Source organism: Loigolactobacillus backii (genome assembly GCF_003946275.1).
Classification (GTDB): Bacteria; Bacillota; Bacilli; order Lactobacillales; family Lactobacillaceae; genus Loigolactobacillus; species Loigolactobacillus backii.
The window spans coordinates 1-11,482 of record NZ_RHNQ01000067.1 but is presented as its reverse complement, the minus strand read 5'-3'; the positions used below and the strand labels follow the sequence as shown (position 1 = coordinate 11,482).

The 11,482-nt window shown below is 40.0% G+C and carries 8 protein-coding genes and 1 other annotated feature; all 8 genes read left to right on the top strand.

The window, feature by feature from the left end:
* Positions 1 to 647: 647 nt before the first annotated feature.
* Complete coding sequence (locus EKM61_RS10070; RefSeq protein WP_068226156.1) at positions 648 to 2,189, top strand: ABC-F family ATP-binding cassette domain-containing protein; 1,542 nt, start codon at positions 648 to 650, stop codon at positions 2,187 to 2,189.
* A 199-nt stretch (positions 2,190 to 2,388) separates the two neighbouring features.
* A complete protein-coding gene (locus tag EKM61_RS10065) occupies positions 2,389 to 3,828 on the top strand; it encodes a C69 family dipeptidase (protein ID WP_068226157.1) in 1,440 nt (479 codons plus the stop codon).
* A 224-nt stretch (positions 3,829 to 4,052) separates the two neighbouring features.
* Positions 4,053 to 4,382 (top strand): hypothetical protein, encoded by a 330-nt coding sequence (locus EKM61_RS10060; RefSeq protein WP_068226158.1) that lies wholly within the window; start codon positions 4,053 to 4,055, stop codon positions 4,380 to 4,382.
* Positions 4,383 to 4,421: 39 nt separating this feature from the next.
* Positions 4,422 to 4,616, top strand: a binding site (T-box leader).
* A 362-nt stretch (positions 4,617 to 4,978) separates the two neighbouring features.
* Positions 4,979 to 6,253, top strand: coding sequence for a serine--tRNA ligase (serS, locus tag EKM61_RS10055; protein WP_068377227.1), 1,275 nt, complete (start codon positions 4,979 to 4,981; stop codon positions 6,251 to 6,253).
* Positions 6,254 to 6,525: 272 nt separating this feature from the next.
* On the top strand, positions 6,526 to 7,182 hold the full coding sequence (locus EKM61_RS10050; protein ID WP_068226160.1) for a serine dehydratase beta chain: 657 nt from the start codon (positions 6,526 to 6,528) through the stop codon (positions 7,180 to 7,182).
* A gap of 14 nt (positions 7,183 to 7,196) precedes the next feature.
* Entirely contained in the window at positions 7,197 to 8,093 is an 897-nt protein-coding gene (gene sdaAA / locus EKM61_RS10045; RefSeq protein ID WP_068226161.1) for an L-serine ammonia-lyase, iron-sulfur-dependent, subunit alpha, read from the top strand.
* A gap of 380 nt (positions 8,094 to 8,473) precedes the next feature.
* Positions 8,474 to 10,285: a coiled-coil domain-containing protein gene (locus EKM61_RS10040; protein WP_225359774.1), complete on the top strand. Its 1,812-nt coding sequence runs from the start codon at positions 8,474 to 8,476 to the stop codon at positions 10,283 to 10,285.
* 180 nt (positions 10,286 to 10,465) lie between these two features.
* Positions 10,466 to 11,314, top strand: coding sequence for a fructosamine kinase family protein (locus tag EKM61_RS10035; protein ID WP_068226162.1), 849 nt, complete (start codon positions 10,466 to 10,468; stop codon positions 11,312 to 11,314).
* Positions 11,315 to 11,482 lie beyond the last annotated feature (168 nt).

Below are 11,482 nucleotides of genomic sequence, written 5' to 3'. Positions count from 1 at the left end.
GAACCATATTGTTTAGCTAACCCTGATACAGTATCGCCTGCTTTAGCAGTAACTGTAGCGGCATTAGCGGCCTGAACGCCACCAACCAATAAACCAGTTGCACCAGCAGTTGTTAACAAGATCATTTTTGCACGTTTGTTCAATAAAATAAAGATCACTCCTAAATTGGGATTATTAAATATTCTGTTTCAATGTCGATAAGTAACTTATCAACCAACAAAGGCTATTATAGGTGGCCAGTGTGTCAATTAAATGCCAACAAGATTACAAAAAAACGTATTTATGAAATATTGTTACATGCTTGTAATTTAACGTCATAAATAAGATACTTTAAACGGCCTGTTTTTGCTGTGGCGGTCTTATATAAGGTGCCAATATTACAATAGAATAGAACAAAGTGTGAAATTAATTCCAATTTTTTGTGAAAAACAGCGTTTTATCACAAAATTACGGGACTATTTTAGGAAATTTGGGCTATTTTAACAGATTGATGACAAAATAATCTATCCAAATCAATTTTATTGAAATCGATATTGAGTTTATTTTTCATGGAATCCTTTGTTTGACCGGCATTTTGTAGTGTGCTAATCTTTTAACATTGTGAAATAAAATAGGTCAGGGTTATTTTTGAAATGAGGTGAGCCAATATGAGTGTGTTAACAGTTGAAAATTTACAACAACAGTTTCTAGATAAAACATTATATGATGACACTGGGTTTGCCCTTAATCAAGAAGACCATATGGGTATTATTGGACAAAACGGTGTCGGTAAAAGTACTTTAATTAAGATTATTACCGGGCAAATTCTACCTGATAGCGGTAAAATCACTTGGAAAAAACACATTAAAATTGGTTATTTGGATCAGTACGTGAGTTTGGCTGAGCAGCAGACAATTTTTGAATTTTTAAAAAGTGCTTTTAGTGAGTTGTACGCTTTAAATAAACAGAATGAGCAAATCTACGCGGACTATGCAGAAAACCCGGATGATGATTTATTGGAAAAGGCCGGACATAATCAAGAAATTCTGGAGGCCAAAAACTTCTATGATATCGAGACCACGATTAATCAAGTTGCTTCGGGACTTGGAATTGATGCAATTGGGTTGGACCGTAATAGTAGTGAACTATCAGGCGGTCAGCGCTCTAAAGTTATTTTGGCTAAATTATTACTGGAACAACCAGATGTTCTCCTATTAGATGAGCCAACTAACTATTTAGACACAAACCATATTGAATGGCTGATTAATTATTTGAATAATTTTGCCGGGGCCTTCATTGTAATTTCCCATGATTACGATTTTCTAGGTCAGATCACTAATTGTATTTGTGATATTGAATTTGGTAAGATCACAAAATACCGGGGAACGCTAAATCAGGCTCGCCGTCAAAAAGAGGCTAATAAAGAAACTTATTTAAAGGCTTACGCAACGCAGCAAAAGAAAATCGAAAAGACGAAGGCTTATATTCGTAAAAACAAGGCTGGCAGTCGTTCGACAATCGCCAAAAGCCGGGAGAAACAGTTAGCACATATGGATATTTTAACGCCACCAGGTAATTTAATGGCATCTCATTTTAATTTTCCGTATCAGCTTAGTGCCGTCCGGATGCTGCTAGACGTTTCTGATTTAGTGGTTGGTTACGAAAAACCGCTATTAACACCATTTAATTTTTCGATTACGCAACCAGAAAAAGTTGCCATTACTGGTTTTAATGGGATCGGTAAGTCAACTTTGATTAAAACGTTACTGGGAATTATTCCTAAACTAAGTGGTGATTATTGGTTTTCGGCCACAACCAAGGTTGGTTATTTTAAACAGGAATTGCTTTGGAATAATAATCAACAAACACCGCTACAGATTGTTCAGGCGGCGGCGCCGAAGTTAACCCAGAAAAAAGTGCGGCAGTCATTAGCACGTGCAGGAATTGAGCGGGACAATGTTGATAAACCGATTAAAATGCTTAGTGGTGGTGAACAAACCAAGGTTAAATTATGCATTTTGACAATTTTCCCAGCTAATCTCTTAATTCTTGATGAACCGACGAATCATTTGGACGAGCAGACAAAGGATGCATTGAGCCAGTCTTTACAGAATTTTGAAGGCAGCGTTTTGCTGGTGACCCATGAACCTGGTTTTTATGAAGGATGGATTGATCGCGTTATTGATATTGAAAAATTACAGGTTAAATAGAAGATTGTTTTTTAAGCACATTCTAGAGTGATGATCAAAAATAGTAAGCGAGGCTGGGACAAAAGTCCTGGCCCCTTATTGTTTCCGAACATTATTCTATAGCGTGTGCCAGAAACGACCTTTGTTCCACTCCCTCGTTATTTTAGGCTAAACGTAGTAAAATGCATTTAATACTTTTTAATGAAGAGGGCTTATTTTTATGGCAAAAGTTTCAACAATGTGTACTTCTGTTTTGGTTGGTAAAAAGGCAAGTCTTGATGGTTCAACAATGATTGCCCGTAATGAAGATCGCTACTTGGCGGTCCATCCAAAACGTTTTTATATGCACCCAGCAGTTCAAGGTCGCAAGGGGGTAACGTTAAAATCGGAGTTAAATGGCTTTACGGCCCCGCTACCAGAAAAGGGCTATCGGTATCAAGCAACGCCTGATGCTGACCCCCAAGCCGAAAAAGAAGGCGTTAATGATGAAAGTGGTATTAATGAAAAAAACGTTGCAATGAGTGCTACCGAAAGCACCTATGGTAATGAGCGCACGCTTGCTTTTGACCCGCTAGTAGACGGGGGGTTGGGTGAAGATTCACTGGAAACGCTGGTCTTGCCTTACATTGACAGTGCCCGGGATGGCGTTTTGTATTTAGGAAAGCTAATTAAACAGTATGGGTCTAATGCTGGTAACAGTGTCTTGTTTAGTGATAAAAATGATGTTTGGTACATGGAGATTGTGACTGGTCATTTATGGTTAGCACAACGAATTCCGGATGATGCCTATGCGGTTACCGCTAATCAAGTTGCAATTCAGCAAGTAGATTTTAAGGATACCGGGAATTTTCTTTGGGCTGATGGTATTCAGAATTTTGTAACTGAACATCATTTGAATCCCGATTCGTTAGGTTGGAATTTTCGGCATATTTTTGGAACGAACACTAAAAAAGACCACCATTACAATACGCCACGTGTTTGGTTTGCCCAGCGTTATTTGAATCCAGAAATTGAACAGGATCCGGAAAGTGTGGACTTGCCATTTATTTGCTATCCAAGCCACCGAATCAGCCTCGAGGATGTAGAATATATTTTGAGTTCACACTATAATGAAACGCAATTTGATCCGCTGGGCCAAGGCAGTCACGCTGATAAAGTGCGCTACCGGGCAATTTCGCTATCACGGACTCAAAATTCACACGTATTACAAATTCGAAATCACGTTCCAGAATCTTGTGCTGCCGTGTATTGGTTGTCTTTTGGTGTTCCGGCGTTTAGTCCGTACGTCCCATTTTATGCCAACGCTAATGATACTGATCCTAGTTATTCCACAACGCCAATGACGCTGACGTATGGCAGTACTAGTGCATACTGGCTTTACCGGACGCTATCCATGTTAGTTGAAAGTCATCACAGTGCTTTTATTCAGGCCGATTTGGATTATTTGAAGGATGCACGACAACAGCAACACACGTTGATGGCCGGGACAGATGCTCAGGTGGATAAACAACCGGCAAGCCAAGTGACGGAATTTTTAACCCAACAAAATTACGCGCTGGTTGCGGACATGACTAAGCGAACTCAAGTATTGATTAGCACATTAATTACGCAAGGTGTCGGATTATCGCGGCTGACTTTTGATATGGATAAAAACCTATAGCCATTGGTATTTCTTATAACGCACACGTCGTTAGATGACGAAAAGATTACAGTTTATTTTCTTTGTTTAAAACGGTTGCGTTTCAATTAAAAATGACTAAAATATATCAAGGTTACATGAAAAAACGCTAGACAAAAACTGACTTTTAGAACGTTATTTTTAAAGTTTATTAGTTTTTGTCAGGTTCTTATATTTTAAGTTAATGCTAATGGAGGACACAACACATGGAATTCGTTGATGAAGAAAAATATAGCACCGTGGTCGCACAAGGTCTGAAGTTTGTACCACTTGTAGGTGATCGTTACGCCGTTGAGACCAAGGATGGGCAGCGGGCAACTTTTAAACGTGCCGATTTAGAGATAAAAGCGACCGCGAAACAAGCACTAATTCACCTTGATCAAGCGTTGCTAATTGATGCAGAATCAAAGTTGACTTTGAAGTTATCTCAACTAGTGATTGCACAATTGCAGACATTAATGAATGCTTACGATAATGAAATTGATACAACAGTTAATGCTTACATTGACAATGTTGTTTCTTATATGAATGCGTAGTCCGTTGACAACTGGCCTTTATATGTTATATTAAAAGGGATATCTGCAATGAGGCATCTAGTAGGTCAAAGAATTGTTCAGAAAGCTAGCGGTTAATGTGAGCTAGTCAATACTTTGGGTGAATCCAGTGCTGAGCTTGGTGGCGAAAAGTCACCACGGTGAGCCGTTAAACTCAATTAAGTGAATGATTTTTAATCATTAAAATGGGTGGTACCGCGTGTAAACGTCCCGTAAGTTAGCAAAAGTTAACTTACGGGACGTTTTTTGTTTTATAGTTGCGCGCTAACAACTTAGTTTATATTTGGGAAATACCGTTACTAGTATTTACCTGACCAACTTAGTGTAAACGTGCTTGAAAAAGCAGATTCCTGCGGTTAGCTACAACAGTCAAATCACCTTTTTCAAAGGTAATTCGTCTATTTAGGCTAATCCTCAGAATCTAACCGCTTTTTCAAACACTCCCTAGTTTAATGTAAGACGACCAAAATTGCTTTGTTGCAGAAAAATAATTTTTGAGTAGTTAAGAAGTAGGCTATTTTTTAATTGAAGTTAAATCGTAGCGGCTATTTTTTACTATTCTGGAAGGAGTTTCCACAATGATTAATCCTAAAATAATTCGAAAAAATCCAGACATGGTGAAGGCCAAGTTAAAGACACGCGGTATTGAGGCGAAAGAAATTGATCAGTATTTGGCATTTGATCAGGAGAACCGGGATGCTATCGCGGAGGCTGAAGATTTACGTAAGCAAAAGAATCAATTAACGGGGCAAATCAGTCAGGCCAAGGACAAACGTTCTGAAGAAACACAGGCTAAAATTAAGCAGGTTAAGACGTTAAATAACGTCATTAAAGCCGCAGATGAAAAGCAAAAGAAAGTCTACGCGCAGTGGCGTTATATTGCAATTCGCTTACCTAATTTACCTGACGACAGTTTACCTATTGGGCCAGATGAGGCTGAAGATAAAGAGTTACGTAAATGGGGAACAATTCCTGAATTTGATTTTGAACCTAAAGCTCACTGGGAAATTGGTGAAAACTTAGGAATTTTAGATTTTGATCGGGCCGCAAAAGTTTCTGGTGCGCGGTTTGTTTACTATAAAGATGCTGGTGCTCGTTTGGAGCGGGCCCTTTACAACTTTATGCTGGATTTACATACGCAGAAACAAGGCTATCATGAAATTATTCCACCATACTTGGTTACTGGAAAAACAATGTTCGGTACCGGCCAATTTCCTAAGTTTACAGAAGATGTCTACACCGTTGAATCAACGGGGATGACGCTAATTCCAACGGCCGAGGTACCATTAACAAATTACTATAGTGGTGAAATTTTAGACGAAAAGGATTTACCAACTTACTTTACGGCATTGACACCAGCATTCCGTTCTGAGGCTGGCAGTGCCGGTCGCGATACACGGGGCTTAACGCGGATGCACCAATTCAATAAGGTTGAAATGGTAAAGTTCTGTAAACCAGAAGATTCTTATAAAGAATTAGATTCCCTGACCGCGAACGCTCAAGAAGTTTTAGAACAATTAGGTCTAGCGTATCATGTGATTGTGCTATCCACCGGGGATGCCGGCTTTTCATCCGCCAAAACTTTTGACCTTGAGGTTTGGATGCCGGAACAAAACATTTATCGTGAAATCAGTTCGTGCTCGAATTGTTTGGATTTCCAGGCCCGGCGCGCAATGATTCGTTACCGTAAGGAAGATGGTTCCGTCGATTACGTTCATACGCTAAACGGCTCCGGTGTCGCTGTTGGCCGTACTGTTGCGGCAATTTTAGAAAATTATCAACAAGCAGATGGCTCTGTAAAAGTACCAGATGTGCTAGTTAAATATATGAATGGTATGACCGTTATTAAATAAAAAATGTGGACCAAGTGAACTAATTCTTGAAGTTAAGCACGTAAGACAGCCGTTTGTAAGGTTGTATTATTTGGTTGGTGATAGAATTGACTCCTTGGTCCATTTTTTTGCCAAAAATGCAGGGTACGGGACAACCGAGGACTAGCTGCTTATTTAGTTTGGAACCTAACATTAACGTTTGCCTAAAAATAGTCTAAGAAGAATCGCATAGTCACAGACAAAAGCGGTGTTTCGCTGTAAACTAATAGCAAGATGAAAGCGAGGTTATTCGGGTGACTACTAATTATAAAAGTGTCTTTGATATTATTGGGCCGGTTATGATTGGACCATCCAGTTCTCATACTGCCGGTGCCGTTGCAATTGGCCAGGCGGCCCGTAAAGTTTTTCAAAGTACACCTCGAGAAATCGTGGTGCATTACTTTGAATCATTTGCACAAACGCACCGGGGACACGGGACAGACTACGCCATTGTAAGTGGTGTGTTAGGCTTTTCTCCTGCTGATGCCCGCGTGCCCCAAGCGGTTACGATTGCTCGGCAGCAACAGATCAAGGTAGTCTTTAAAGAAGAAAAGGGAAAAAGTCCAATTGGGCACCCGAATACGGCAGTTATTCAATTAAAAAATGCACAAAAGTCAATTGAAATTGCAGGTTGTTCAATTGGTGGTGGCACGATTGAAATTCGGCGAATCAAAGTGGGCGAATTTGATATCCAACCACAGGGTGCTTTGCCCGTTTTACTAGCTTTAGATGATGACCGAACTGACCAGCTACTACTTGAACAATTAGAAGTGCTGACCGGGATTAATTACCATCATATCTATGTAGCAGACACTGGGCGCCAACTAGCTGAATTTGACCTGAATAAGCGACTTAAACAAGATGAAGTAAGGGCACTGAACAGTACGGTAGCAGAGCTGATTTATTTATAAAGTGGGGATGGCAAATGTTTACTTCAATTGAAGAATTAGTGGCAGCGGCTGTTAAGCAGCACGTAACGTTATCTGATCTCATGATTGAACAAGAAATGCAGAATACGAATAGCACTAAGGATGAGGTTTGGACGGCAATGGAGCGTAATTTAGCCGTGATGGCCGACGCGGTAAAAAAGGGTGCCAGCGGTGAAGGCGTTTATTCACAAACGGGCCTGACCGGTGGTGAAGCAGTCAAGCTGAAGAAATACCGTCAATCGCATCATACTTTAGCCGGTGATACTGTCTTGGAGGCAGTTCAAGATGCCATTGCAACGAATGAAGTTAATGCTTCAATGGGTGTTATTTGTGCTACACCAACGGCCGGTTCATCAGGCACGCTACCTGGGGTTTTATTTATGTTACGTAAACGACTTAATCTCAATCATGAACAACTAGTTCGGTTCTTATTTACCGCCGGGGCGTTCGGCTTAATTATTGCCAATAACGCGATGATCGCTGGGGCAACTGGTGGCTGTCAGGCAGAGGTTGGTAGTGCATCGGCAATGGCAGCGGCCGCCGCAGTTGAAGCCGCTGGTGGAACGCCACAACAATCAGCTGAGGCCTTGGCGATGGCGCTGAGTAACCTGTTGGGCCTAGTTTGTGATCCTGTTGCTGGCTTGGTGGAATTACCCTGTGTTAAACGAAATGCGATTGGTGCGGGGAACGCTCTGATTGCTGCTGATATGGCGTTGGCTGGTTTGACTAACAAAATTCCGGCTGACGAAGTTGTTGCGGCAATGAAGAAAATTGGGGAGGATATGCCCCAAACGCTACGTGAAACTGGCTTAGGCGGCTTAGCGGCAACACCAACCGGAATTAAAATGAAAATGCAGATTTTCGGAAAATCAGTTGATCTAGGTGGTGTTTAAAAAACACTTGGATTCTATTTGGCAATTGACTATTATTATTGGCCGCGTTAAGGCAGCTGATTGAATTAAAATCAACCGACGTCTGAATTGTGCTTAGGTACGCTAATAAGTTTGCTGCGGGGGAGTAGAACCGGGACATTTTTTAAGTCTTTCAGAACATTCTTGCAAAATTAATTTAACACTCTTAGATTGGACATTAAGGACTATAAAGTAACAATAATTGGTGCTTTTAGGTGAACCGGTTAAATCAAAAGTTGATGTTACCGTGTTCATGCATTAAAATTGGGTCAATAAGTTGTTTTAAACTGTCATACGCTATTATTATATTCAGGCAGTTAGCCGAAAGTAACAAACTTCGGCCGATAAAAAAAGAGACGGAGATGGAGATTACGAGCCAAACAAAAGAAGATCAAAAAGCGGCCAACAATACTAGTTTAGATGATATTGTGGCCACACGCTCCGAGACCGAGGCCAAGCTAGCTGATCTTGAAAATCAGGTTAAAGACGTACGCGATCAGTTAAAACAGCAACTGACGACTGAGCGAACTACGCTACTGAATAAAATTAACAAAGTTGTCCCTGAAATTGAAGATTTGAAGAAGCAGCACACGGCTGATGAGGCCAAGTTAGTTGAACTAAAGAAAAAGGTTCAGGATCAAACAACTGTTCAATACGCGAATGTCCAAAAGCAATTCTCTAATTCACAAACAGAATTAGAGACAATTCAAAAGCAGCAACGCGATGTTCAAACATCATTAAATGATTATAATCAGCAGACTGATGCCGCTAATAAAAAATTATCTGGTTACCAGGATGAAGAAGCCGAAATGGTGGATAAAATTAAGCAAGAAACTGATTTGACCAAGATGATTGAACTGGCAGAACGGCAAAAGAGTCATGTTCAGGCGTTGAATGCTAAAAAGGCGGATGTTAAGGGCCAATTGGACGTTATTGACGTTAAAATTAGTAATGCCAAGGGACGACTAGAAACGCTACCTAAGGACGAAGCCGCTATTAAAGATAAGCAATCAGTTTTGGCTGAACAAATCAAGAGCTTGAAGGCCCAGATTAAAGCAAAACAAGATGCTCGTGATCGTGAACGGGATGCAACGGCTAAACAATTGGAAAAATTGCAAAGTGATTTGACTGCTAACCAAAAGCGGTATGATCAGTACACTAAGCAACTCAAAGAAACCAAACAGAAATTGGCCAGCTATTTTAATGTGCAGCAATCTATTCAAGCAGTTAAATTAGATAAACAACGGCACTATTTTGCCTTGGCCAGTGATTTAACCCCTGATTTAGCTAGTCGCTATCCAGATACGCTGGGTCAGCTGAAGCGTAGTTTTGACCAAATTGGAGCCACGCCGACTGTTGTGACGACTAAATACAATGATTATTTGACTAAGACATGGCAACAATATAAGAAATCTGGTTTAGTTAGCGCTAATAGTCAACTTTTGAATCTATATCAGTCATTGCAGGAAACAGAAAAGCCAGGTACCGTTAAGGAAGACATTATTCCCCAGAATGCTGATTGGCAGTACGTTAAGGATGACGCAACGCACTCCGAAACGGTTAAGAATGAAGACGACCAGCCAGTTATGCAGGTGAAGCGACGGGCTGATAATAGTTTGTGGTACGTGTTGTATTACAGTCAGGGAAAAGTGATCAAGCGAGACGTTTTCGACTTAAAGGGTCAATTATCCGCAACGCAATATCTCGATCAAAAAAATGTTAAGCGCGTTGTGAGCGAAAACTTCTACCGAACTAATGGTAGTTTAGTCTTGGTCAAAGAATATAATGATGATAATAAAGAAACAATTCAGCTTTTAAATGAGTCTGGAATTTTATTAGAAGTCTTCTCGTCAGAAAATGAGTTAATTATTTGGTGGCTACGTAACATGGTCTTTACAAATGGCGATAACACCGTGGTTATTGACTTGATAGATGATTTTTACACCTATCTGGCGGAGAATACACCAGATAACGTGACGCTATTACCAGTGGTGACGGATTATGACAAGGCGCAGCCAGCATTAAATACGATCCTAACTGGTCGAGTAACCGTAACTGGTTTGCTAACGATTGATGAAAAAACGTATGATCAAATTGTAAGTGATAGTCAGGTATCCTTGCGCGCCAGTTCATTACCTAAGCTCAGTAGAAAAAAAGAACAGGTTACGGAGTAGCAGTTAATAAGAGAGTCAGAAAAATTAGGGCAGGATTTTTTCCAATGCTTAGTTTTTCTGATTCTTTTTGTTTGCCCTAGGAGATGCTATGATTTGAGTAGACTTTTAATAATGGCCATTTGCCGTTAACAGGATATTACAAATCTGCAAAATGGTCCTTAGAAAACTTAGGAGGTAGCGATGAAACTTACTCAAGAATGGTTAGCACAGTTACCGTTGACTGGAATTGAAGAAGTTAGGCCAGTCGACGGGGGTGATATTAATCAAGCGTACAAAATTAGTACATCCACTTCACGTTATTTTTTAAAAGTTCAGCCAGAAAATAATGCAAACTTTTTTAAGCATGAGATTAACGGATTACAAAATTTGGCAAAGGTTGTTGTGACGCCTAAAGTTATTGCCAGCGGGACTATTGAAAATGCCGGTTATCTTATTTTGGCCTGGTTAGATTTTAAGACCGGCAATGATGCGGAACTTGGTCGGGCAGTTGCAAGCGTTCATCGCTTGACCGCACCACAATTTGGTTTGGAAAATAATTTCATTGAAGGAACGCTGCCCAAAATTAATACTTGGCAAGCGAACTGGGCGGATTTTTACGTTAATCAGCGTTTGGAACCGTTAGTGCGATTGGCAAAGCAAAAACGATTATGGAGTACACAACGGGAAAGGTTAGTAAAGCATCTCGAAGAAATAATTTATCAGGATAGCCGGACAAGAAAGATTACACCTAGCCTACTTCACGGTGATCTTTGGCGGGGAAACGTAGCTTTTTTAAAAGATGGAAGACCTGTGTTAATCGATCCTGATATATTTTATGGAGACCGTGAAATGGATTTGGCAATGACAAAATTATTTGGTGGCTTCTCAGCTGATTTTTATACAGCCTATAATACGGCATTTCCCTTGCCGGAGAACTATCAGAAGCGAGTGGCCTGGTATCAAGTTTATTATTTATTGGCGCATTTAAATTTATTTGGAGAACAGTATGGCTCTTCTTTAGATACTGTTTTAATAGAAGCCGTAAAATAACTTTTAAAAAAAGTCCTTTTTTATTTGACAGAAATCAAAAAGCATAGTATATTATTTGAGTTGTCAATTTTATGAGTTTTCTACAGCAAATAAAAAAGTTCTTGACAACAAATTAGATTCTTGCTAAACTATAAAAGTTGTCGCGTTAAGCAAACTTGAATATTGATT

What these genes read in the sequence shown, in the direction of transcription:
- EKM61_RS10040 (WP_225359774.1), top strand. Translation starts at nt 8,474, where the DNA reads ATGGAGATTACGAGCCAAACAAAAGAAGATCAAAAAGCGGCCAACAAT.
- EKM61_RS10070 (WP_068226156.1), top strand. Translation starts at nt 648, where the DNA reads ATGAGTGTGTTAACAGTTGAAAATTTACAACAACAGTTTCTAGATAAA.
- EKM61_RS10035 (WP_068226162.1), top strand. Translation starts at nt 10,466, where the DNA reads ATGAAACTTACTCAAGAATGGTTAGCACAGTTACCGTTGACTGGAATT.
- sdaAA (WP_068226161.1), top strand. Translation starts at nt 7,197, where the DNA reads ATGTTTACTTCAATTGAAGAATTAGTGGCAGCGGCTGTTAAGCAGCAC.
- serS (WP_068377227.1), top strand. Translation starts at nt 4,979, where the DNA reads ATGATTAATCCTAAAATAATTCGAAAAAATCCAGACATGGTGAAGGCC.
- EKM61_RS10060 (WP_068226158.1), top strand. Translation starts at nt 4,053, where the DNA reads ATGGAATTCGTTGATGAAGAAAAATATAGCACCGTGGTCGCACAAGGT.
- EKM61_RS10065 (WP_068226157.1), top strand. Translation starts at nt 2,389, where the DNA reads ATGGCAAAAGTTTCAACAATGTGTACTTCTGTTTTGGTTGGTAAAAAG.